We start from the raw sequence: 22,103 nt of genomic DNA on the forward strand, positions 1-22,103 counted from the left end.
CGGGGTTAACCCCGCCCGTTGCTTCACCTGCGCTCATGCGCGACAACACCGGTCGGTCTCTGGTTGCCGCTGGTTGAAAGACTGGGGTCACGTCACTGCGTGTGAGCGGTGTCTACATTTGGGGCGATAGCGGAACGTCCGCTTTCGGGCAGCGATCCGGGTTAGCCGGACGACGCCTCCTGGTGGCAATTTGACATCAGCCGCGTGCGGTCAGGCGCACCTCGTCGGCGTGAAAATCACTGTCGTCGAAATCGACAATCAAAGCACGCGTACTAGCTGGTCCGCTGCCACGAGGCCGTCTGGATAGACGGTGCTGTCCGTCCAACGCGAGCCGCTCGCCACACAATGCAGTTAGGCCTTTGAGGCTGAGGTTAGGACGCAAGGATCTGCCACTCAGCCAGCGCACCGGAGCGGCGCTCTTTGTAGATCTGGCGGCCGACGAAGTGACACTCAAGAGCAAAGTGGTTGTGGACGTTGGCGTGGACCAAGGCGAACTTCTGTAACGTCTTCATCTGTCTGAACCGCAGCATCGCCCGCTCTCGTCGTCGGAACGGCAGGTGGCTATTTTCCACCCGATTGTTGGCCCAGCGACCGACCTCTCGCTTTTCAGCGTTGCCGAGCTCGTTCATCGCAGCGCCGTAGCTGCGCAGCCCATCGGTGGTGATCGCCTCGGGCGAGCCATGCCGCTTCAGCGCCTTCTTCATGAAGCTCAGGGCTGCCGCCTTGTCGCGGGTCCTGGTGACGTAGCTCTCGAGCACCTCACCCTCATGATTGACAGCCCGCCACAGGTAGACCATCTCGCCATTGAGCTTCACGTACATCTCGTCGAGGTGCCATCGCCAGTGGCAGAAGCCGCGCATGCGGCTTACCCGCTGACGGCGGATATCGCCTGCGAACAGCGGGCCGAACCTGTTCCACCACAGCCGCACCGTCTCATGGCAGATGTCGATACCGCGTTCGAACAAGAGGCCCTCCACGTTGCGCAGCGACAAGGGGAAGCGGACGTACATCATCACCACCAGCCGGATTACCTCCGGCGACGAGTTAAAGTAGCGGAACGGCGAAGGTGGCTTGCGGGGGCGCGGCATGCCCCTGCCCTACCCCGATCGGGTCGCCTGATCACCCGGTGCGTTTGGTTTGACGGAAACCGTCGGCCTCCCTGCCCCACACTACCGTCATCCACTCGCCCGGCGGGATCGTCTCCGGCCAGATGAGCAGCCCGGTGAGGAAGCCGTCAAGCTTGGTGAGCAGCATCGGCTCCTCAACGGGCAGATCGGCGAGAGCGCCGTCCAGGCGCCGGAAACGCGAGGGAAGCCGCTTCATAAGGTGAGGTTGCGACGACGCATCTCGGCCTCCGCCATATCGCGCAGTGGCGTTGGATCACTCGCGGCGAAGATGTCGGCAAGATTGAGCAGGTCCTCGTCGCCGAGCGCTGCCACCGACGCCTCCACAGCAGCGAGACGGTCGAGCGCGCGCCCGGCATCGGCCGCCAAACGTTTGATCCGCATATTGAGCATGGACGTCCGCTAGCAGGAACGATCCGGCTTAACAGCGTTCATTTTGCACTGCAGACCGGTTGATCACTGCGGTCTCGAGCATCAAACCGTTTATGCCGAGACGACCCATTTGCGGTCGTTCGAGGCTCACTTCCCGTCTCCTGGCTTCCGCCGTTCGTTCATCGTCTCGTGACAGGCGTTCCGCCCCGATTTCTATCCGCGATACTGACGGAAGCCGATCGCTCCGGCTGAACGGCACGCCATGCTTCTTGATCAACGGCATGCGCCACAATGGCACCTACGACGCGATGTCGCTTTCCTCCGCCATAGCGGTGCACAAACGAAATTCGTTCGGATGCCGGTGGCTCAGGTCTGATGCGGCGGTGAACCGTAGTCATCCATAAAGACGGTCGGGGCTTTCGTCTGTCGTAGCCAGGAGACCATCATGGCCAAACTCGCGCTTCACGTTCCGCTCACGACCAAGCCCGGCAGAGAAACCGACGTCGCCGCGTTTCTCCGATCAGCGCTACCGCTCGTCAACGAGGAACCGGGAACGCTTACCTGGTACGCTATCGAAATTGCCGCGGGGGAGTGTGCGATCGTCGACCTTCGCCAGCGAAGCGGATCACCAGACCCCTCTCGACGGTAAGGTGGCGGCGGCACTGATGGACCGAGCGGGCGAGCTGTTCGCTGAGCCGCGGCAGATCCACAAGCTCACGATCCTCGCCGCCAAATAGCCGAACGCCATCGCGCTGCCGGCAAGGCCTCACCGCCAGTCAGGATATTTCGATGATGCTGCGGATGCGCGTGGCGATCGCGTCGATCGCGAACGGCTTGGTGATCATCGACATGCCGGGATCCAGAAAGCCGTTCGCGATCGTGGCGTTCTCGGCATAGCCCGTCATGAACAACACCTTCAGCTCGGGCCTGCGTTCCCGTGCGGCGTCGGCCAGCTGTCGACCGTTCAACCCGGGCAGACCGATGTCGGTGACCAGCAGGTCGATACGACGCGTGGATTGCAGGATCTTCAGCCCCGACGGGCCGTCTACGGCCTCAATCGCTTGGTAGCCTAGTTCCTCCAGCACATCGATCACCAGCGAGCGCACGGCAGTCTCGTCCTCGACCACCAGCACAACCTCGCCACGCTCGGTGCGAAGCTCGTCGCCGAGCTCGGTCGTGTGGCCCTCGTCCTCCTCGCCCTCGCCATAATGCCTCGGCAGGTAGAGCTTGAAGGTCGTGCCCTTGCCAACTTCAGAGTAGATTTTCGCATAGCCTTCCGACTGGCGGGCGAAGCCGTAGATCATCGATAGGCCCAGTCCCGTACCCTGCCCGATCGGCTTGGTCGTGAAGAAGGGCTCGAAGGCCTTGCTGATGGTGTCGGCGGTCATGCCGACGCCGGTGTCGGTAACGCAGATGCAGACGTATTGCCCCGGCGTAACCTCGCGCTGCCGAGCCGAATACGCGTCATCCAGGTGTGCGTTGCACGTCTCGATCGTCAGCGTGCCGCCCTCGGGCATCGCATCGCGCGCGTTGATCGCGAGGTTGAGGATCGCGCTCTCCAGCTGGTGCGGATCGCACAGCGTCTGCCACAGCCCGCCCGCCGTCACGATCTCGAGCCGCACCGCCTCGCCGATCGTGCGGCGCAGCAGCTCCTCCATGCCGGTGACGAGCCGATTGGCGCTGACCGGCTTGGGATCGAGCGGCTGGCGGCGGGAGAAGGCCAGCAGTCGGTGCGTCAGCGCGGCAGCGCGATTGGCGGACGTGATCGCGGTCGTCGTGTAGCGCTCGACCTTGCTCATGTCCCCCTTGGCGAACTGCCGCTGCATCATGTCGAGCGATCCGATCACACCGGTAAGCAGATTGTTGAAGTCGTGCGCGATGCCGCCGGTCAGCTGCCCGACCGCCTCCATCTTCTGCGCTTGGCGAAGCTGCTCCTGCGCCGCTTCGAGCTCTGCCTGACGTGCTTTTTCCTCCGTGACGTCGCGGGTAACCGAGTAGAGCTTGCCACCTTCGGGCACCGCCACCCATGACAGCCAGCGCCAATCCCCGTTCCGAGCCCGGTAGCGGTTCTCGAACTGCATGACAGGACTGCCCGCGCGGACTTGGGCGAAGGCCGCGGCGCTGGCATCCAGGTCATCGGGATGGGCGAAGTCTGCAAAGGGGCGCCCCTGGATTTCGTCGGCTGGCCAGCCCAGTGCACCACCCCAAGCCGGGTTCACGGCATCGAACGTCGCGGACTGAATGTCGATGACCGACAGCAAGTCCAGGCTGAGCTGCCAAATCAGGCCGCGCTCGCGGGATCGCTCGAGCACCTCACGCTCGAGATCGGCGTTCAGCGCACGCAGCTGGTCCTCCACCCGCTTCCGCTCCGTGATGTCCAGCGAGGATCCCACCAGGCCGATGACCGCACCTTCGGCGTCGCGGAACGGCGCCTTGGTCGACAGCCAGACGGCCCGGCGCCCATCCGGGTAGGTGATATCCTCCTCGATCGCCTCGCCGTGGTTATCTGCCATGACGCGCGCGTCGTTGGCCATCACCGTCTCGCCCTGCTCCCGATCGTCGAGGAACTCGCGATCGGTGCGGCCGATAATGTCGGAAAGCGGCTTGCCCACCAACTCCACGGTGCCGCGATTGGCAGCGATCATGCGCCCGTCGCGATCCTTGGCATAGACGACGCCGGGCACCGCTTCCATCACCGCTTCCAGCAGCGTCTTGGCCGACCGCAAAGCGTCCTCGGCCTCGCGTCGCTCGTCGATGTCGATGACCGACCCGACATAGCCCAGATACTTGCCATCCTCGCCGAAGCGCGGGCTTGCCGCGTCGATCACCCAGCGGTAGCCACCGTCGGCGCGGCGCAGCCGATACTCTTGGCGAAAGGGGCTTTGCGCCGCGTTGGCTTCGAGGAAGGCCTGCGCCGCGTCGCCCTTGTCGTCGGGATGGGTTGCGTCGAGCCACCCGTAGCCGAGCGCTTCCTCCTCTCGTTGCCCGGTAAATTCATACCAACCCCGGTTGAGGTATGTGCAAGTCCCTTCGGCGTCGGTCACCCACATCATTACCGGCGTATTGTCGGCCATGTTGCGGAAGCGGGCCTCGCTATCCGCCGCCTCCGAGCGGGCGATGCGCAAGTGCCGCTCGCTGGCCTCCGACTCCTTGAGTTGCCGGTTGCGCTCGTCCAGCGCGCGACGCAGTTCCAGCTGCACCATCACCTGTCGGGCCAGCATGCGCAACGCCTCCTGCTGGAAATCGGTCAGTTGCTTGGGGCGGGTGTCGAGCACGCAGAGGGTGCCGATCGGCAGCCCATCGTCCGTTTTCAACAGCGCGCCCGCGTAAAAGCGGAGATGCGGCTCATTCACGACCAGCGGATTGCAGTCGAACCTAGGGTCTTGGGTCGCGTCGGGCACGAGGAGAAAATCCTCCTCCATGATCGCCTTGGCGCAGAAGGAGCTCTCGAGCGGTGTCTCGCGGACACCCAGGCCCACCTCGGCCTTGAAGAACTGTCGCCCATCCCCGATCAGATTGACCACCGCGATAGGTGTGTCGCACAACCTGCCGGCCAACGCAGCAACCTCGTCGAAGGCAAGTTCGCGAGGCGTGTCGAGGACATCGTAGCTTGCAAGAGCACTCAGCCGCCGCCGTTCCCGATCGTCTCCAGCCGCCACGTCATGCAGTTCGTTCATTTCACCATCGTGTTCTGGAGGGGATGCGCCGACCCGTCGGCGGCACAATATTTCTGCAGCAGCGTGAAACCGCGCATCGCCCCGGCCGCGAGAAGTCGGCAGTGGCCACTAATCACCGCGGTCGGCGCATCTGGGTATGGAAATCCCTTTCGCCGATAGCCTGGCAGGCCGGCGGTCGTGAGCGACCACGTGATCGTCTTCGACAAGCCTCACGCAACGGTCCCGATACCCGGGTCTGTGAGCGCTAGGCATGTCCTGTCAAGCTCCAAGCATCGAAATGCGGCCGCCGACGCCCCCGATCGAGCTGTTCCATAACGATCGGGCATTGATTTTCTGACCCTCGACGATGTCATTCACCGATTACCCGCAGGCGTACGTTGATCGATCATCTCGGCGACGATGTCGGCCATTCCTGCAAGTTGGTCCAACACGTGTCTGGACACGGTGCGGACGCGATTATCTATCACGCACAATGCGCCGACATTGACGCCGTCGCTGGTCGTCACGGGGTACCCCGCATAGCACCGCACGTCGGGCGAGCTGGCTACGGACGTGAAATGAGCGAACCGCCGGTCACTTGCCGCGTTCGCCACGACAAAGGCGCCACCTTGCGCAATGGTGTAGTTGCAGAACGCCTCCTCCCGGGGTGTGCTACCGACCTCGAGACCGCTTGCGGATTTGATCCATTGCGTATCCCGATCGATGAATGTCAGGAGTGATACCGGATAATCCGTCACCCGTGTCAGATGCCGGGTAACGAGATCGAACCGACGTTCCCGGTCGTTGTTGATCAACGTGCTCTGGGAAAGGAATTGCAACCGGCTCTTCTCGTCGGCCGGCACGGGAAATTGTGCCTCCGGGCGAACCGGTAACATTCGTCCGGTAGTGGTTCTCGTATCGGGTTCCTCTCCGGGATTCCAACGATACGTCCCACTCTTATCGATTTGGCTCGCCGCAGCCCGTACCTTGGCGAAGAAGTCGTCCGGATCCGTCGCAAGATCCGTCTTGCCGAGGCATAAGGCGGCCCCGGCCCGCATCAGACTCGCTGCCAATGCCAGGTTTTTCAACGGCGCATCCGAGACGACGATCTTGCATACCGTCTGCAAGTCTGAAATCATGCCCAACAGTGTTGCTCCGTCGATATACGGCATGTTCAGGTCGATCGTCACGACATCCGGCATCAGTCCTCTTATCATGTCGACCGCGGCGGCGGCGTTGCTGGAGAAACCTACTACACGAAAGTCGGTCCTAGCGCTGAAGGCATTGTCCAGCATAGCCTGCATGGTTCGAGAATCGTCGACGATGACGACGCGCAATTTGTCGTACGTGTCGGTTTTGCTATTCGCCATGCCGGCAATCGATCTCGCATGCCGGTGGAAACAGCGCGTAAGCTCCGTTCGACAGGAGCGCCGGCAGCTGCGCGTTCGGGGACGCCGCGCAAGCCATATGATCGCGCGCGCCTCGTCGAGACGAGCGCATCGATAGAATTGCTGAAGTTGGTTGCACGCGTTGAACCTCCAAGCCCGACGATGCCGGACTTGAGCGTGGGCTCCAATGTCATGGGTGCGTCGGTTCAGGACAAAACGGCGTCAGTTTCGGCCATTACGGAACTGGCGGCACCGGTCGATTGGAACCGCGTGCGATATTCGTGCGGCGTGATGCCGAGGGCGCGCATGAATGCGCGCCTCAGGGTCGTCGTCGAACCGAACCCTGCCGCAAAGGCGATAGCCTTGATCGGGGCGGAGCTTTCCTCGAGCAGCCTGCGGGAGATGTCGACCCGGGTGCTTTCGACATAGTCGGACAGGCTCTTGCCCTGCTCGGCATGGAACAGGCGCGACAAGTGCCGCGGGCTGACGCCGAGTTCCTTGGCGAGCGTCGCAAGGCTCAGGTCCCTGCGCGGATTCTCCAGGACGAGCAGGCGGATGCGATCGATCGGGCCGCTGACCCCCGATTGGGCGATCAAGGCCGCACTATATTGCGATTGCCCGCCAGGCCGCTTCAGGAAAACGACGAGCCGGCGTGCCACGGCCAAGGCAAGTGCGCGGCCAAAGTCTTCCTCGATCAACGATAAAGTGAGATCGATCGCCGCAGCCACGCCCGCCGAACTGAATACCGGTCCGTCCCGAACGAAGATTTGGTCGGGCTCGACCGTGACGTCGGGATAGGCGGCGGCCAGGTTCGCGGCATATTGCCAGTGCGTCGTGGCGCGCCTTCTCGAGAACAGCCCGGCATGGGCAAGCAGAAAGGCGCCGGTACAGACGGAGCCGTAACGTCGCGCCTGTCCGGCCTGCTGCCGAAGCCACTGCATCACCCGTTCGTTCGGTAGAGCGGGTATACCATACGGACCGACGACGATCAGCGTATCGGAAGGCCCCGTCGCCTGGTCGATGCTCGCATCCGGAACGAAGGTCACTCCGGATGCGCTCCGCACCGCGACGCCCTGCTCGGTCACCAGGCGAACCTCGTAAGGGCTGCCCGTCGCCACTCGGCAATTTGCCTCGAACAGTGCATCACGCACGGCGGCAATTTCGAGCAGATGGACGTTGTCCGGGGCGAAGAGCGTGATCAGCACGGCGGTACTCCGCTCGACCTCGCACATGAAGGCCGATAGTGACCGATATACGCTCGTTGCGATCATGGCGCTGAGCTGGGTCTATGTCCTCTACGGTCGGGTCGGGGTCGTCTCGCGCGCTTGGCGACAGCCCAGAAGGGTGCTGTCAGTCTAACGCGAACCGCTCTCTCGACGATGCAGATCGATCTTTGATGCTGGCAGCCTAGGACGCGAGGATCTGCCACTCAGCCAGGGCAGCGGAGCGGCGTTCCTTGTAGGTCTGGCGGTCGACGAGATGACGTTCGAGAGCGAAGTGGTTGTGGACGTTGGCGTGAACGGAGGCGAACTTCTGTAAGCTACTCATTCGCCTGAACCGCTGCATCGCCCGCTCTCGTCGGCGGAAGGGTAGATGGCTGTTCTCCACTCGGTTGTTCGCCCAGCGTCCGACCTCCTGCTTCTCGGCATTGCCAAGCTCGTTCATCGCCGCACGGTAGCTGCGCAGGCCATCCGTGGTGATCGCCTCTGGCGAACCGTGACGCTTCAACGCCTTCTTCATGAAGGCAAGCGCTGCACCCTTGTCTCGGGTGCGCGTTATGTAGCTCTCCAGGATCTCACCTTCCTGGTCGACCGCCCGCCAGAGGTAGACCATCTCGCCGTTCAGCTTCACGTACATCTCGTCCAGGTGCCAGCGCCAGTGGCGGAAACCCCGCATGCGGCTTACCCGCTGCCGGCGGATATCACTGGCAAACAGCGGGCCGAACCTGTTCCACCACAGTCGCACCGTCTCATGGCAGATGTCGATCCCGCGCTCGAACAGCAGGTCTTCCACGTTACGAAGGGACAAGGGGAAGCGGACGTACATCATCACCACCAGCCGGATCACCTCGGGCGACGAGTTGAAGTAGCGGAACGGGCTGGCCGGTTTGCGGGGGCGAGGCATGGCCTGTGCCCTACCCCGCCCCACTTACCAGCCGGTGCATTTGGGCAGACACAGCCCGGCGACGAGTTGAAATGGCGGAACGGCGAGGGTGGCTTGCGGGCGCGCGGCATGCCCCTGCCCTACCCCGATCAGCTCGCCTGAGCATCCGGTGCGTTTGGTTTGACGGAGCCCCCTGCCCTACCCTGATTGGCTCGCCTGACCACCCGGTACATTTGGATTGACGGAACCAGACCGAAGCCACCAGCCTGCACGGCACCGCCCGGCAGAATGCCAGCGAGCGAACACGCGACAGTCATCGATTACTGCATCGAGGCTAAAGATACGGCATAACTGCTTCAGCAAAGTGCTTCACCGACACGCTATTCAGACCCGCCACATTGATACGGCCGCTGTCGGGCATGTAGATCGCATGACGATCTCGCAGGGAGGCGACCGCCGTTTTGTCGATCGGCAGCAGCGCGAAGAGACCTTCCTGCTGTGCGATGTGTGCCAAGACAGGGTGGGCTTCGCCCAACGATGCACGGATTGCCGCAATCCTCGCGCGCATGTCCGATAGTTCGGTCAACCAGCTTTGGGTGAGGTTATCGTCCTCCAAGATGGTCCTGACGATCGCGGCACCATGATCCGGCGGCATCGACCAGATCCAGCGAGCGAGCATCAGCAAGGCATCGCGCACCGGCATGACGGCGGACGGCGTCGCCGCCTGTATCCAAAGCGCGCCGACCCGCTCGCGGTACAAGGCGAAGTTCTTGTCGCAGCTGTACGCGACCATCGCTTCGGGCACGGCATTGAGCAACAGGCGCATCCCCGCTGCATCGGCGTCCAACCCCTGGCCTAATCCTTGATAGGCCAAGTCGATCAGCGGAACGAGTCCCCGAGCAGCAATCAGGTCCGCCAACGCCGTCCACTGCTCGGCGGTTAGCCGTGCGCCGGTGGGATTGTGGCAGCAGCCGTGCAGGACGACGATGTCGCCCGCACGAGCACGCGAAAGCGCTGCCAGACAACCATCCATATCCACGCCGGAACGGTCCGCGTCGAAATAGGCGTGCGTCTCTACCGCCAGCCCGGCCGCCAGAAAAATCGGGACATGGTTGGGCCAGGTCGGCGTACCGATCCACACCGTGGGTGCGCGCCCGCTCCGCGCGGTGAGTTCCGCGGCGAGCCGCAGCGCCCCGGTGCCGCCGGGTGTCTGCACGCCCGTCAAGCGATCACTTTCCGCCAACTTCGTCCCCAGCGCCAGTCGCGCTAGAAGGTCAGTGTAGCGCTGATCGCCCTCCGCCCCCAGATAGCCCTTGCTATCCTGATGCTTCAACAGGCGCTCTTCCGCTGCCTTGACCGCCCGCATGACCGGCGTAGCGCCGGACTCGTCGCGATACATGCCGACGCCGACGTCGATCTTGTGCGGACGCGGATCGGCCCGGTGCATTCCGATCACGGCGAGCAAGGCGTCGGGCGGCTGCCGGGTCAGTCCGGCGAACAGCGACGATGGGGCGGGGGCTACCATGCTGGTCATGCAACGAATGTCGCACCCTCATCGCGACGAAGCTTTTCAGTTAGTGTGCTGTGATCGGCTTTCGTGACATGATTTATCGCATATAGTAGGTTTGATGAAACAAGCTGTTCAACTCGATCCGATCGACCGTCGCATCGTCGAGCAATTGCAAGCGGACGCATCGCTCGGCAGCGCCCTGCTCGCCGAGCGGGTCGGCGCCTCCAGCGCGTCGGTATGGCGACGCATCAAGTCTCTGGAAGCCGCAGGCGTCCTGGGGGCGACGGTACGCCTGGTCGATCCCCGGACGATCGGACGCGGCGTGACCGTCCTGTGCAATGTACGGATGCGCAGCCACGACAGCGGACCATGCGAGGAATTCGAGCGCTACGTTGCGGCCTGTCCTGAAATCATCGAATGCTTTTCGATGTCGGGGGACTGGGACTATCTGCTCCGCATCGTCGTCGCCGATGTCGACGATTACAACGCGTTTCTGATGAAGCGCCTGCTGCGCCAGCCCCATGTCGGCGGCGCCTCCTCTCATTTTGCGTTGGCGGTGACCAAATACACGACCGCGCTGCCGATCTAATTGGCTCCGACCGGCGTGGCGAAGACGTCCCGGTACGCATCGCGCAGCAGGGTCTTCTGCACCTTACCCATCGCATTCTTCGGCAACGCGTCGACGAAGGCGACGTGGCGCGGCTGCTTGAAGCGCGCCAGCCGGTCCGCCAGGGCCGCGATCAGCGCGGTGCCGTCGGCAAACCCCGGCTCGCGTGGCACCACGACCGCCACCACGCCTTCGCCCATGTCGGGGTGCGGCACGCCGATCACGGCGGATTCGTGAACCTTTGACAGCTCGTCGAGGGCCGCCTCGATCTCGGCGGGATAGATGTTATAGCCGCCGGCGATGATCAGGTCCTTCGCCCGCCCGACGATCGAGACATAGCCCGCGGCATCGATCGAACCCAGGTCGCCCGACACGAAATAGCCGTCGCGAAACGCCTCGGCGGTCTTGTCGGCCATCCGCCAATAACCGCCAAAGACGTTGGGGCCGGCGATCTCGATCCCGCCGACCGCGCCCGTGGGAAGTTCGGCGCCCGTGGCCTCGTCGACGATCCGGATCGACACCCCGGGCAGCGGCGGGCCGACCGTGCCGGCGATCCGATCGCCATCATATGGGTTCGAGGTGTTCATGTTGGTTTCGGTCATGCCATAGCGTTCGAGGATGGCATGTCCCGTCCGCTCGCGGAACTCGCGGTGGATGTCGGCGGACAGCGGCGCGGAGCCCGAGATGAACAGCCGCATCCCCGCCACCGCCGCGCGCGTTAGCCCCGTCTCGCCGAGCAGCCGGATGTAGAAGGTCGGCACGCCCATCAACACCGTGGCGCGGGGCATCAGCGCCAGTATCTCGGCGGGATCGAAGCGCGGCAGCAGGATCATCGACGCGCCCGCCGCCAGCGTGACGTTGGTCGCAACGAACAGGCCGTGGGTATGGAAGATCGGCAGCGCGTGAAGCAATACGTCGGCTTCGGAAAACCGCCAGTAATCGACCAGGGTCAGCGCGTTCGACGCCAGGTTGCCATGGCTGAGCATCGCCCCCTTCGACCGCCCCGTCGTACCCGACGTGTAGAGGATGGCGGCAAGCGCATCGTCCGGGCAAGCCACGGTGTCGAAATCTCCCAGGCTGGCCACGGCCATCACCGCCAGCGTTCCTCCGCCGCGATCGTCGAGCGTCTCAACCCGTATCGCTCCGATCGATGCCGCCAGCGCTTCCGCGCCATCGCGCCGCGCGGCATCCGCCACGAACAGGACCGGCTCGGCATCACGCAGGAAATATTCGAGCTCGCCCGCCGTGTAGGCGGGATTGAGCGGCAGGAAGACCGCGCCGGCGCGAAGGCAGCCGAGATAGAGCAGTAGCATGTCGATGCTCTTGGGCGCCTGTACGGCGACGCGATCGCCCGGCGTGACGCCGCATCCGACCAGCGCATGCGCATATCCTGCCGAACGTGCCTCGACATCGGCATAGGTCACGATCGCATCATCGGGCAGCGTCGCGAACGGCCGCGTTCGGTCGACGGGCGCACGGTCTATCAGCGTGTCGTACAAGTTGGGCATGGCGATCCTCTCTCGCCCATGCTGGTCATTCCATCGGGCAGCTTGTCAACGGCCCGGTCGTCAGTCAATCCCGAACAACGCCGCCGCTTTTGCCCGCAGCGGGTCGGGCAGGGGCGCGGCCTCGCGGGCGACCAGGTCGAAACAGACGGTCCTGGCCGCCAGCGTGGCGCAAAGCCGACCGTCGCTTTGGCGCACCATCCGATATTCCGTGCCGATCGACGTTCGCCCCAGGGCGGTTACCCGCCCCTCGATACGGACCAGCGCCCCGACACCGAGTTCGTTGAGATACGCGATCTCGTGCCGGATGTCGGCCCAGCCCTGTTCGGCGGATCCGCTCGTATCGGCATCGGGATCGAGCATGGCGAACAGCTGATAGCTCGCATCGTCGAACATGCCCATGTAGTGCCGCGTCGTCAGATGCCCCATCCGATCGCACAGCCACGGATGCACGACCGCCAGGCCGCAGGTCACGAAAGCGTCGTCAGCCATGCACCCCCAGCTCCCAGCCATGCCCGCCCAGATTGGCCTCGGCGAACCCACGCGGCGTCGGCTCCAGCGTGGTCGCCAGGCTGTCGTTCCAGCGATTGAAGAAGCCGTAGACGCAGACGACCGCGAGCAGTTCGACGATTTCCTCGGTGCTGAAATGGCGCTTCAGTGCGTCGGTATCGCTATCGCTGACGCCCGATGGCTGCTGCCCGGCAAGCTGCGCGAACCGCAAGGCGGCACGCTCGCGCTCGTCGAACAGCGCGCTGCGCTCATACTCCCACACCGCGGCGACCTTGCCGCCATCACCGCCCGCCTTGGCGGCGTTCGTCGCCGTGTGAGCCGAGCAATAGCGGCAGCCGGCCGCCATGCTCGCGAGATAGCCGGCAAGGTATTTAAGCTCGGGGTCGAGCAGGCCACCGCCCATCACCGCGCCCCACAGCCCGCCGACCGCGGCGAGGATGTCCGGCCGATAGCCGAGCGTCGCGACGCTGCCGGGCAGCTCGTGGAAATCGACCAGATAGGGTGCCGTATCGACCCCCCGCTCGGCGAGTTGGTCGGCGGTCAATGGCACCAATCGCATTTTCAGCCCTCCCATTCGGCATTGCCGTCGACGCCGATCAATTGCCCGGTGATGTGGCGGCCGGCATCGGATGCCAGGAACCACGCCATTTCCGCGATCTCGACCGGCTGGATCTTGCTGCGCATCGAAATGTAGCCGAGCGCTTCGCCCTCGACGTCCGTCACCGCCCGACCGGTCTCGCCCGCGATGCGCGCCATGATCCCGCGCATCCGCTCGGTATCCATGAAGCCGGGGCGGATCGCGTTCACCCGGATGCCCGCCGGACCCAGTTCGCGCGCCAGATTGCGCGTCAGCCCCTCCAGCGCCCATTTCGATGCGACGTAAGCAGAGCGTCGGGGAATGCCGGTCTGGGTCGACGCGGTCGAGATGTTGACGATCGTACCCGTGCCGGCGGCACGCATCGCCGGCACCACCGCCGCGATCGTGTTGAACGCGCCATGGACGTTGACCTCGAAGCAGCGAGCCCATTGGTCGGGGTCGGTCGCGTCGATGTCGCCCACCGGTCCGGCGAGGCCGGCGTTGTTGACCAGGACGTCGACCGCCCCCGCCGCCGCGACCAGCCGCGCGACCGCAGCGGGATCCGCCACATCGGCCTGGACAACGGTCAGCGCGGGAATCGCGGTTCGCGCCCGATCCAGCGCCGCGTCGTCGACGTCGCAGATCGTCACGCGGTCGCCGCGCTCGGCGAACAAGGCGGCGATGCCGAGGCCGATGCCGGCGGCACCGGCGGTGACGATAACCGACCGGCTCATGCCGTCACTCCCCGCAATCCGGCGGTCTCGCCGTGCGCCACGCTTCCGTCCGCCGCGATCGCGACGCCGTAGACGTCTCGCGCCCGATCGCGGCTGACCAGGCCGCTGCGGACGCTGGCGGCGATCCGATCGGGATCGCGCAGCGTCGGCGGGCCATAGCCGCCGCCGCCGCACGAGATCGCGACGATCCGCTCGCCAGGCGCGATATGGACCTGGGCGCAGGCGGCGAGCGGCCGCCGCGTCCCGTCGCGCGCGATCAGATACTGGTCCGCGCCACCGCCACCGCCGCCACCCCGCACCCCGGTCGGCGGATTGGCGTGGCCGTCGGACAGATAGCCGATGTCGATGCCGCCCGCGACCGGGCCGAACTCGACGATCGTCGATGGCGCGCCGGTCGTCGCGCCCGCGCCCTCGGTATCGGCCAGGAAACCGCGCGAATGCACCAGGATCGGCTGCGTCAGCTCTGCCAGCTCGACCCCGTCGATGCAGCATAGTCCGGCATTGCCGACATGGCCGACCGTCCACCACGCATCGCTGGCGGGCGCCGCGGCGCCGCCGCTCATGCCTAGGAACACCTGGTTGACGAAGGCTTCGCCGGTCCGGGAATCGACGCCCGAGATGACACCCGTCGACGGCGCGATCACCGATCCAACCTCTGCCATCCCGACCCCTTCGGCGAGCGCCGCCATCCCGGTCTGCACGCCGTTGGCGACGCGATCGGCGATGTTGGTCGTCGCCGCCGAGCAGGAGAAGGGATGCACCGGGATACCCGCGATGCAGCCTTCGCGAAGGGCGACGTCGATCCGGCGGAACGATCCCGCATTCTTGGGCACGCGATGATCGATGCTGTTGAACACGCCGATCATCGCCGCGGTCCGCGCGCAGGCTTCGGACAGGTTCATGCCGCAGGGCAAGCAATCCGGGTTGTCGGTCAGGTCGACCGCGATCCGCCCCGCCGCCGGCTCGACCGTCACCACCGTCCGGATCGTCAGCCCCCCTTCGGGAAACGCCGGGAACGCGTCGTGCGTGCTCTCGCCCGTCACCGTCCCCCCCGGCAGGGCGCCGATCGCCTCGACCATGCGCGCCTCGGAATAGTCGAACCACTGCCCGGCAAAGGCGTCGAGCCGATCCCAGCCGACATCCGCGGCTAGTTCCTGCAGCGCGCGCTCCCCGATCCGCGCAGCGCCGAGGGTCGACAGATAGTCGCCCTTCCACTGGTGCGGCACGCGGATGCGCATCTCGCACATGCGGATGATGTCGGCGATGTCGCGCCCGTCGCGCTGCACCTGCACGGCCGGGAAGATCAGCGCCCCTTCATGGTACACGTCTCGCGCGTCGGCCATGTAGGTCGTCGGCTGCGAGTTGCCGATGTCGGCCTGGTGCGCCTTGGCGAGCACGGTGAAGCGATGGCGCCCGTCGTCGTCCATCACCGGCACCAGCACGGTCAGATCCGCCGGGTGCGAGCAGCCGTGATAGGGCGAGTTGTGCAGGAACGCGTCGCCCCCGCGCAGGTCGGGATGAAAGTCGAGCATCGACCGCGCCATCATGTCCGGCCCCGACAGCACGTGGATCGGCAGGCTGTCCGCCGCGCTGAGCAATTCGCACCCGGCGGTCAGGATGCAGCAGGAAAAGTCGCGCGCGCGGTTCAGCACGCCCGATCGCCCGGTGCGCAGCAAGGTGTTCGACATGCGCCGCGCGACACCGTCTAGGCGACTGCGCAGCACCGCCATCTCGGCGCCGTTCAAGGATGGTGTGGCCATGGTCTAAGGTTCGATCAGCAGGGCGCCGTCCGCCGAGCGCCGGAAGCGCGCGGCGGGATCGACGACGACGGTGGTGAAGGGCGATTCGATCAGTGCCGGGCCGGCGATCTCCTGATCTGCGGGAATGGCGTCCCAGCGCAACACCGGCGTATCGACCCAGCCGGTGCCGGCGAAATATGCGCGGCGCGTGCGCAGCGTGCCGGCGTCGGCGTTGGCATCGGCATTGGCCTCCGCGAGCCGGAACGGCGCTCCACTGCGCGCCTTACACCGGACGCGGGCGCGCAGGCCGACCAGCTCGACGGCGGACGCCTCGTCGCGGATCGTGAACAATTGCTCGTGCGTCGCGTCGAACGCGCGCCGAAACGCGGCGACGTCGGCCGGCTCGGCCAGCGTCGGCGTGGCGATCGGCACGTCGATCTCCCACGCCTGGCCGAAATAGCGCGCCTCGGCGATCAGCTCGACCTCGGCCAGCAGGCCGGTGCGCACGCCGAACGCCGCAGCCTGCTCGCGGACCGAGGTGATCGCCGCATCGACCCGTGCACCGTCGAACGCCGCCGTGGTTGCATGGATCGACGTGCTGAATTCGCGCATTACGTCGGATAGCATCGCCCCCGCCGCGCTCATCGCCGCGCCGGTCTCCGGGATCAGCAGGCGGCGGCAGCCCAGGCGGCGGGCGATGAAGACCGAATTGAGCCCGGCCGCGCCGCCGCCACCGATCAGCACCGCCTCGGCGGGGTCGATGCCCTGCGTCAGCGTCGAATCCTCGATCGCCTGGACCATGTTCTCGGTTGCGAGATCGAGCACCGCCCAGGCGGCTGCATCGGGATCGAGCCCGATCCGATCGCCTACGTCGCCGGCGATCACCGCACGCGCGCCAGCGGCGTCGAGCGTCATCGCGCCGCCGAGGAAGTAATCGGGATCGAGATAGCCCAGCGCGACGCTGGCGTCGGTAACCGTCGCCCGCGTGCCGCCCCGCCCGTAGCACGCCGGCCCCGGCGTCGATCCGGCGCTGTCGGGGCCGACGTGGAGCAGCCCCGCCGGATCGACCCAGGCGATGCTGCCGCCCCCCGCGCCCACGCTCTTGACATCGACCGAGGGATAGCCGGCGAGATGCCCGAGGTAAGGCTCGCCGATCCACAGGTCGCGGGTCATCGGAATGCGCCCGTCGCTGACCAGGCTGATGTCGTATGTCGTGCCGCCGGTGTCAGCGACGATCGCCGTGCGCCAGCCACCCTCGCGCGCCGCATAATGATGCCCGGCGACGGGGGCCATCGATGGACCCGAGTTGATGACCGAGATCGGCGAGGCGGCAACTTCGCTCGCCTCAACCATCCCGCCCGCGCTGGTCAGCACCATCACGGCGCCCGCGAAGCCCGCCGCGGCGAGGCGCTCGCTCAAGCCGCCGAGATAGCGCGTCATCAGCGGCTTCAGCGAGGCGTCGATCGCGGTTGACGAGGCGCGCCGGAACTCGCGCAACGTCGGGTTGACGCGATGCGACAGGCTATAAGGCACGCCCGGCAGGTGCCGCTCGATCAATTCGCCGACCCGTCTCTCGTGCGCCGGGTACAGCGTCGCCCACAGCAGGGTCACCGCGATCGCCTCGACGCCGGCCGCCTTGATCGAATCAAGCGTGGCGATCAGCGCCGCCTCGTCGAGCGCCTGCATCTCGGTGCCGTCGGCCAGCATCCGCTCGTCGGCCTCGAACGTCAGCGCGCGCGGGACGAAGGGTTCGGGATAGGCGATCGTGTGGTTGAACGGCTCGGCACGCCCACCCTCGCGGAACAACAGGATGTCGCGGTGGCCGCGCGTCACGATCAGTGCGGTGCGCGCGGTGCGGCCAGTGATGATCGCGTTGATCGCATGCGTCGTGCCGTGGATGAAGTGCGTCCCCCGCGCGAGCATCGCGGCGAGCGTCAGCCCGCGCGCATCCGCGGCACGACCGAGTGCGTCGACGACGCCTGCCACCGGATCGCTGGGCACCGTCGGCGCCTTGTGTAGCGTGATGGAGCCATCGTCGTCCTCCACCACCAGATCGGTGAAGGTGCCGCCGGTATCGGTTGCGAAGCGCATGGTCAGAAGCCGACCTGGTCCCCGCCCTTCAGCCCGAGCATCGCACGGGCCTCGGCGGGGGTGGCGACATCGATGTCGAGCGCGTCGAGGATGGTGCGCAGCTTCGTCACCTGCTGGGCGTTGCTCGTCGCGAGTTCGCCCTTGCCGATGTACAGGCTGTCTTCGAGCCCGCAGCGTACACTGCCGCCGACCAGCGCGCATTGCGCGAGAAACTTCATCTGCGGGCGACCGACCGCGAAGGCCGACAGCAGGTAATCGTCGCCGAACAGGCGGTCGGCAGTCTGCTTGAACACCATAAAGTTCTCGAGATCGGCGCCGATCCCGCCGAGGATGCCGAAAATGCCCTGGATCAGGAACGGCGGCTTGACGAGGCCGGCGTCGACGAAGTGCTTAAGATTATAGAGGTGCCCCAGGTCGTAGCATTCGAATTCGAAGCGCGTGCCGCACCCCTGACCCAGCTCGACCATGATCCGCTCGATTAGCTCGAAGGTGTGGTTGGCGGCGAAGCGCTTGGAGCCCGCCATCAACTCGCGCTCCCATTCGTGCTGCCAGTCGAACTTGTCCGCCAACCCGAAGAAGCCGAAGTTCATTGAGCCCATATTGAGCGACGTCATCTCCGGCTTCGCGCGTAGCGGTCCCGCCAGCCGGTCTTCGGGTGTGAACCCGGGCGCGCCACCGGTCGTAATGTTGATGATCGCGTCGGTCGCCTGCTTGATGCGCGGCAGGAACTGCATGTAGATTTCGGGATCGGGCGACGGCCGACCGTCGCGTGGATCGCGCGCGTGAAGGTGGACGATCGCCGCACCGGCCTCGATCGCGGCGATCGACTGTTCGGCGATCTCGTCCGGCGTCACCGGCAGATACGGCGACATGGTTGGGGTGTGGATCGACCCCGTCACCGCGCAGCTGATGATCGCCTTGCCCGTCTTGCGCATTGGTCGTTCCTCGTTCGTCAGATTGCGGTGGCCGCCGCGCTGGCGGCAGCAAAGGGACGGCGGCTGGCGAGTGCCAGGAGCACACCGGCGATGGCGACCGTCGCGATCACCACGGCGAGCGCCCGCGCCAGATATTGCGGCCCACCCATCAGGTCGGTCGTGAAGCCGACTAGCGCGGGTCCGATGCCGATGCCGATCATCGTCGTCGCAGCGAGGAACAGGGCGGTGAGGATGCCCCGCAGCCGATCGGGCGCCAGCATCTGCACGCCGGCAAGCGAGGCCGGCGCGGCGAGCGTGCCGAAGAAGGTGAGAAGGCCGAACGCAACGAGCGAGACCATCAGGCTGCTGTTGGCCACGAACACCGCCAGCGCCGGCAGCACCCCGGTCAGCCCCAGCGCGATCACCGGCGCGACCGGCGCCCTGCTTCCGCGCGACTGGAACAGGTCGGTCAGCGCCCCGCCGCTGAGATGGCCCAACGGTGCCGCTACCAACGTGACCGTGCCGATCCACAACCCCGCTTGGGGTGCGGTCAGTGCGAAGAAACGGACATAGAAGCTGGGTGTCCACGCCAGCAGCGACTGGATGGTCAGCACCGTCAGCGCCGCGGCGCCGGTGTGCAGCAGGAAGGCGGCACGATGCCGGCCCAAATATGCCCAGGCATCGCGAAGGCCGGGCCGAGCGACTTCGGTCGCGGCGCGGGCGGGTTCGCGCACGCTCAACATCAGGATCGCGAGCAGCACGCCGGGCAGCGCCATCGCCAGGAACGTCCCCTGCCAGGGCGCGAAATCGCCGAACACGCCCAGCGACAGCCCGCCGCTCGCGGTAAGCATCGCCAGCACCTGACCTCCGCCGATCAGCGCTGCGCTCTTCCCCAGCGACGCGCCGGTCGTGAACAGCGACACCGCACGACCCAGCTGCGAGCGTGGGAAATAGCCGGCCATCAGCGACATCGCCGCAGGCACCAGCGCCGCTTCGCCGAAACCGACGAGGACGCGCGCACCGAATAGCGTCCAGAACGACGTCGCGAACCCGCACAGGGCGGTCGCCAGGCTCCACACCAGAATGCCGCCGATGATGAGGTTGCGCCGGTGGATGCGATCGGCAAGCTGCCCGAGCGGGACGGCGGCGAGCGTGTAGAGGATGACGAAGCTCGTTCCCTGCAACAGCCCGAGCTGCGCATCGTTCACGCCGAGGCTCGCTTTAAGCGGCTCGAGCACCAGGCTCATGACGAAGCGGTCAATGAACGACACCAGATGCCCCGCGGCGAGCAGCACCGCCACGTACCAGGCATAGCCGGTGGCGCGTGTCGGCGCCGCGATCGAGGGCATCGCCATGCTCGCCATCATCCCACCGCCGCCGCGAAACCCTCGTCGGCCAGCCAGGTCGCGCCATAGACGGGGCGCGCCGCTTCCGAGAGCAGGAACAGGATGATGCCGGCCATGTCCGAAACATCGCTGAACACGTCCGGGCTCGGCGTCATCGCGCGCATCGCGTCGACCATCGCGGTGTCGGCGCGCACCGCGGCGTTCATCGGTGTCGCCGTATTGCCCGGCGCGACCGCATTGACCGCGATGCCCTCGGCGGCGAGCTCGGCCCCCATGACGCGCGTCATCATCGCGACCGCGGCCTTGCTGGCACAATAGAGCGCCATGCCCTTCACGCCGACGACACCGGCGACCGACGACAGGTTGACGATCCGCCCCCCGCCACGCCGCCGCATCGACGGGACGACGGCGCTGGCGACGTTCCACGGACCGGCAATGTTGATGTCCAGGAGTTGCGCGGCATCGGTCGGTGCGGTCGCCGCGACCGGCGTGCCGTAGAAGACGCCCGCCGCGTTGACGAGAAGATCGATGCCACCGAACGCGCGCTCGACATCGGCGACGAGCCGCTCGCACGCGGTCGCTTCGCGGACGTCGGTGACGAAGCCCTTCGCCTCGCCCCCGGCTTCACCGATCGCAGCCGCCACGGCCTCCGCCTTGGCAAGGCTGCTGCTGGCGACGACCGCCACCCGCGCGCCCTCCGCCGCGAGAAGCTCGGCGACGCGCTGCCCAATCCCGGAGCTGCCGCCGGTGACCAGCGCGACCTTGCCGGCGAAACGACCCGCGGTCATGCGTAGGCCGCCGCGACGAGCGCTTCGCAGCGGTCACCGACGCCGCCGCCCGCGCACATCAGTGCCGGACTGTACGAAAAGGCGATGCCATTCTCTGGATCGGCGAAGCCGATCGCGCCGCCGGCGCCCGGATGGCCGAACGCGCGCGGGTTCGTCCCCATCGGCGACATCGCCGGTTCGTTGAGGAAGAAACCGTGCGCATAGCGAAACGTCCGGTCGGTCATCGCACAGGTTCCATGCCAGCTTTGCTCCCGCATCCGATCGACGGTGCCGGCGGACATCAGCGTCGTGCCGTCCAGCCGCCCGCCCTCCGCCAGCGCGGCGAAGATCCGCGCGACGCTGCGTGCATTGCCGTGACCGTTGCTCGAAGGGAAAATCCGGGTCCGCGCCATTTCGTCGTTGTAATGATCCTCGACGACGGGACGGATCCGCCAGGCCCGGCCCAGCTTCGTCGAGGGGTCGCGCGTCTGGACGAAGGTATGGCTTGCGGCATTGGGCACGATGTCCGCCACCCGCGCCGGGTCCGCCCATGCCGCCCCATAGCCATAGTCGGCGCCGAGCGGTCCGGTCACTTCCTCGCGCAGGAAGCGGTCGATCATTCGCCCGTCGACGCGCCGCACCAGTTCGCCCAGCAGGTGGCCCATCGTCGCCGAGTGGTAGCCGTGATCGGTCCCCGGCTCCCAGCACGGCTCCTGCGCCTCGATCGCCGCGACGATCGTTTCCCAGTCATAGGCCGATCCGTCGGGCGCGTGATCGAGATACAGGAGCCCCGCCTTCGCCTGGAGCAGCGTTCGTACGGTGATCCCACCCTTGCCGCCGCCGGCGAAGCCCGGCCAATAGTCGGCGACCGGACGGTCGATATCAATCTGCCCCCGATCGACCAGCATCCAGACGCACAGCGCCGCCATGCCCTTGCCGACCGACATCATGCAGACGATCGTATCCTCGCGCCACGGCCGGGTGCGTGCCGCATCGGCCCAGCCGCCCCACAGGTCGACCACCTTGACGCCAGCCCGGTAGAGGCACACCGCCGCGCCCAGTTCGTCGCGCGACCGGAAATTCTCCGCAAACGCCGCGGCGACCGCCGCGAAATCCGGGTCCGCGTGGCCCTGCACGGGACTGTCCAGCGTCGCCATCGG

20 protein-coding genes are annotated in these 22,103 nt (G+C 66.1%); 2 read left to right on the forward strand and 18 right to left on the reverse strand.

Annotated features, from left to right (window positions below; all coding sequences use genetic code 11):
• Positions 1-371: 371 nt before the first annotated feature.
• Genes GGQ80_RS16960 through GGQ80_RS16970 form a run of 3 tightly spaced genes read right to left on the reverse strand, consistent with a single transcriptional unit; the run spans position 372 to position 1,517 of the window.
• Positions 372-1,088 (reverse strand): IS6 family transposase, encoded by a 717-nt coding sequence (locus GGQ80_RS16960; protein ID WP_183987070.1) that lies wholly within the window; start codon positions 1,086-1,088, stop codon positions 372-374.
• 31 nt (positions 1,089-1,119) lie between these two features.
• Entirely contained in the window at positions 1,120-1,323 is a 204-nt protein-coding gene (locus tag GGQ80_RS16965; protein WP_183987072.1) for a UPF0149 family protein, read from the reverse strand.
• The gene (locus GGQ80_RS16970; RefSeq protein WP_246347173.1) at positions 1,320-1,517 is read right to left on the reverse strand and encodes a hypothetical protein; all 198 of its coding nucleotides are present in this window, start codon (positions 1,515-1,517) and stop codon (positions 1,320-1,322) included. The genes GGQ80_RS16965 and GGQ80_RS16970 overlap by 4 nt, the downstream gene beginning before the upstream one ends.
• 572 nt (positions 1,518-2,089) lie before the next feature.
• On the opposite strand from GGQ80_RS16970, the gene GGQ80_RS18540 reads away from it, so the two are divergent.
• Complete coding sequence (locus GGQ80_RS18540) at positions 2,090-2,233, forward strand: hypothetical protein (protein WP_246347174.1); 144 nt, start codon at positions 2,090-2,092, stop codon at positions 2,231-2,233.
• A 39-nt stretch (positions 2,234-2,272) separates the two neighbouring features.
• Here GGQ80_RS18540 and GGQ80_RS16980 read toward each other — a convergent pair whose 3' ends face one another.
• The 5 genes from GGQ80_RS16980 to GGQ80_RS17000 all read right to left on the reverse strand — a co-directional run bounded on the left by GGQ80_RS16980 (position 2,273) and on the right by GGQ80_RS17000 (position 10,177).
• Positions 2,273-5,173 (reverse strand): PAS domain S-box protein, encoded by a 2,901-nt coding sequence (locus GGQ80_RS16980; protein ID WP_183987074.1) that lies wholly within the window; start codon positions 5,171-5,173, stop codon positions 2,273-2,275.
• Between the two features lie 353 nt (positions 5,174-5,526).
• Positions 5,527-6,522: a response regulator gene (locus tag GGQ80_RS16985; protein ID WP_183987076.1), complete on the reverse strand. Its 996-nt coding sequence runs from the start codon at positions 6,520-6,522 to the stop codon at positions 5,527-5,529.
• A 224-nt stretch (positions 6,523-6,746) separates the two neighbouring features.
• Positions 6,747-7,772: a GlxA family transcriptional regulator gene (locus GGQ80_RS16990; protein WP_221364468.1), complete on the reverse strand. Its 1,026-nt coding sequence runs from the start codon at positions 7,770-7,772 to the stop codon at positions 6,747-6,749.
• Between the two features lie 175 nt (positions 7,773-7,947).
• The gene (locus GGQ80_RS16995) at positions 7,948-8,664 is read right to left on the reverse strand and encodes an IS6 family transposase (protein WP_183987080.1); all 717 of its coding nucleotides are present in this window, start codon (positions 8,662-8,664) and stop codon (positions 7,948-7,950) included.
• A 313-nt stretch (positions 8,665-8,977) separates the two neighbouring features.
• Positions 8,978-10,177, reverse strand: a complete 1,200-nt coding sequence (locus tag GGQ80_RS17000) for an amino acid aminotransferase (protein ID WP_183987082.1) — start codon at positions 10,175-10,177, stop codon at positions 8,978-8,980.
• Positions 10,178-10,271: 94 nt separating this feature from the next.
• Between GGQ80_RS17000 and GGQ80_RS17005 the strand changes: the two genes are divergently transcribed.
• Positions 10,272-10,742: an Lrp/AsnC family transcriptional regulator gene (locus GGQ80_RS17005; RefSeq protein ID WP_183987084.1), complete on the forward strand. Its 471-nt coding sequence runs from the start codon at positions 10,272-10,274 to the stop codon at positions 10,740-10,742.
• Here the strand turns inward: GGQ80_RS17005 and GGQ80_RS17010 are convergent.
• Genes GGQ80_RS17010 through GGQ80_RS17055 form a run of 10 tightly spaced genes read right to left on the reverse strand, consistent with a single transcriptional unit; the run spans position 10,739 to position 22,100 of the window.
• Positions 10,739-12,268 carry a malonate--CoA ligase gene (locus GGQ80_RS17010; RefSeq protein ID WP_183987086.1) on the reverse strand — a complete coding sequence of 510 codons (1,530 nt, stop codon included), beginning with the start codon at positions 12,266-12,268 and terminating at the stop codon, positions 10,739-10,741. The two genes, GGQ80_RS17005 and GGQ80_RS17010, sit on opposite strands and share 4 nt — an antisense overlap.
• Positions 12,269-12,328: 60 nt before the next feature.
• Positions 12,329-12,757 (reverse strand): acyl-CoA thioesterase, encoded by a 429-nt coding sequence (locus GGQ80_RS17015; RefSeq protein WP_183987088.1) that lies wholly within the window; start codon positions 12,755-12,757, stop codon positions 12,329-12,331.
• Positions 12,750-13,334, reverse strand: a complete 585-nt coding sequence (locus GGQ80_RS17020) for a carboxymuconolactone decarboxylase family protein (protein ID WP_183987090.1) — start codon at positions 13,332-13,334, stop codon at positions 12,750-12,752. Before GGQ80_RS17020 ends, GGQ80_RS17015 begins: the two co-directional genes overlap by 8 nt.
• A gap of 2 nt (positions 13,335-13,336) precedes the next feature.
• On the reverse strand, positions 13,337-14,086 hold the full coding sequence (locus GGQ80_RS17025) for an SDR family oxidoreductase (protein WP_183987092.1): 750 nt from the start codon (positions 14,084-14,086) through the stop codon (positions 13,337-13,339).
• Positions 14,083-15,846 (reverse strand): hydantoinase B/oxoprolinase family protein, encoded by a 1,764-nt coding sequence (locus GGQ80_RS17030; RefSeq protein ID WP_183987094.1) that lies wholly within the window; start codon positions 15,844-15,846, stop codon positions 14,083-14,085. The genes GGQ80_RS17025 and GGQ80_RS17030 overlap by 4 nt, the downstream gene beginning before the upstream one ends.
• A 3-nt stretch (positions 15,847-15,849) precedes the next feature.
• Complete coding sequence (locus GGQ80_RS17035; protein WP_183987096.1) at positions 15,850-17,916, reverse strand: hydantoinase/oxoprolinase family protein; 2,067 nt, start codon at positions 17,914-17,916, stop codon at positions 15,850-15,852.
• A 2-nt stretch (positions 17,917-17,918) separates the two neighbouring features.
• Complete coding sequence (kce, locus tag GGQ80_RS17040) at positions 17,919-18,851, reverse strand: 3,5-dioxohexanoate:acetyl-CoA acetone transferase (RefSeq protein ID WP_183987098.1); 933 nt, start codon at positions 18,849-18,851, stop codon at positions 17,919-17,921.
• A gap of 17 nt (positions 18,852-18,868) precedes the next feature.
• A complete protein-coding gene (locus tag GGQ80_RS17045; protein ID WP_246347175.1) occupies positions 18,869-20,197 on the reverse strand; it encodes an MFS transporter in 1,329 nt (442 codons plus the stop codon).
• Positions 20,194-20,964 (reverse strand): SDR family NAD(P)-dependent oxidoreductase, encoded by a 771-nt coding sequence (locus tag GGQ80_RS17050; protein ID WP_183987102.1) that lies wholly within the window; start codon positions 20,962-20,964, stop codon positions 20,194-20,196. Before GGQ80_RS17050 ends, GGQ80_RS17045 begins: the two co-directional genes overlap by 4 nt.
• Positions 20,961-22,100 carry a serine hydrolase domain-containing protein gene (locus tag GGQ80_RS17055; protein WP_183987104.1) on the reverse strand — a complete coding sequence of 380 codons (1,140 nt, stop codon included), beginning with the start codon at positions 22,098-22,100 and terminating at the stop codon, positions 20,961-20,963. The genes GGQ80_RS17050 and GGQ80_RS17055 overlap by 4 nt, the downstream gene beginning before the upstream one ends.
• Positions 22,101-22,103: the final 3 nt, after the last annotated feature.

The sequence above is a fragment of the Sphingomonas jinjuensis genome, from assembly GCF_014197105.1.
GTDB lineage: Bacteria > Pseudomonadota > Alphaproteobacteria > Sphingomonadales > Sphingomonadaceae > Sphingomonas > Sphingomonas jinjuensis.

Bases quoted from the DNA above. Each gene is read 5' to 3' on its own strand.
- GGQ80_RS16965 (WP_183987072.1), bottom strand. From the start codon at position 1,323: ATGAAGCGGCTTCCCTCGCGTTTCCGGCGCCTGGACGGCGCTCTCGCC.
- GGQ80_RS17055 (WP_183987104.1), bottom strand. From the start codon at position 22,100: ATGGCGACGCTGGACAGTCCCGTGCAGGGCCACGCGGACCCGGATTTC.
- GGQ80_RS16980 (WP_183987074.1), bottom strand. From the start codon at position 5,173: ATGAACGAACTGCATGACGTGGCGGCTGGAGACGATCGGGAACGGCGG.
- GGQ80_RS16985 (WP_183987076.1), bottom strand. From the start codon at position 6,522: ATGGCGAATAGCAAAACCGACACGTACGACAAATTGCGCGTCGTCATC.
- GGQ80_RS16990 (WP_221364468.1), bottom strand. From the start codon at position 7,772: ATGTGCGAGGTCGAGCGGAGTACCGCCGTGCTGATCACGCTCTTCGCC.
- GGQ80_RS17035 (WP_183987096.1), bottom strand. From the start codon at position 17,916: ATGCGCTTCGCAACCGATACCGGCGGCACCTTCACCGATCTGGTGGTG.
- GGQ80_RS17010 (WP_183987086.1), bottom strand. From the start codon at position 12,268: ATGCCCAACTTGTACGACACGCTGATAGACCGTGCGCCCGTCGACCGA.
- GGQ80_RS17050 (WP_183987102.1), bottom strand. From the start codon at position 20,964: ATGACCGCGGGTCGTTTCGCCGGCAAGGTCGCGCTGGTCACCGGCGGC.
- GGQ80_RS17020 (WP_183987090.1), bottom strand. From the start codon at position 13,334: ATGCGATTGGTGCCATTGACCGCCGACCAACTCGCCGAGCGGGGGGTC.
- GGQ80_RS17025 (WP_183987092.1), bottom strand. From the start codon at position 14,086: ATGAGCCGGTCGGTTATCGTCACCGCCGGTGCCGCCGGCATCGGCCTC.
- GGQ80_RS17030 (WP_183987094.1), bottom strand. From the start codon at position 15,846: ATGGCCACACCATCCTTGAACGGCGCCGAGATGGCGGTGCTGCGCAGT.
- GGQ80_RS17015 (WP_183987088.1), bottom strand. From the start codon at position 12,757: ATGGCTGACGACGCTTTCGTGACCTGCGGCCTGGCGGTCGTGCATCCG.
- GGQ80_RS16960 (WP_183987070.1), bottom strand. From the start codon at position 1,088: ATGCCGCGCCCCCGCAAGCCACCTTCGCCGTTCCGCTACTTTAACTCG.
- GGQ80_RS17000 (WP_183987082.1), bottom strand. From the start codon at position 10,177: ATGACCAGCATGGTAGCCCCCGCCCCATCGTCGCTGTTCGCCGGACTG.
- kce (WP_183987098.1), bottom strand. From the start codon at position 18,851: ATGCGCAAGACGGGCAAGGCGATCATCAGCTGCGCGGTGACGGGGTCG.
- GGQ80_RS17045 (WP_246347175.1), bottom strand. From the start codon at position 20,197: ATGATGGCGAGCATGGCGATGCCCTCGATCGCGGCGCCGACACGCGCC.
- GGQ80_RS16970 (WP_246347173.1), bottom strand. From the start codon at position 1,517: ATGCTCAATATGCGGATCAAACGTTTGGCGGCCGATGCCGGGCGCGCG.
- GGQ80_RS17005 (WP_183987084.1), top strand. From the start codon at position 10,272: ATGAAACAAGCTGTTCAACTCGATCCGATCGACCGTCGCATCGTCGAG.
- GGQ80_RS16995 (WP_183987080.1), bottom strand. From the start codon at position 8,664: ATGCCTCGCCCCCGCAAACCGGCCAGCCCGTTCCGCTACTTCAACTCG.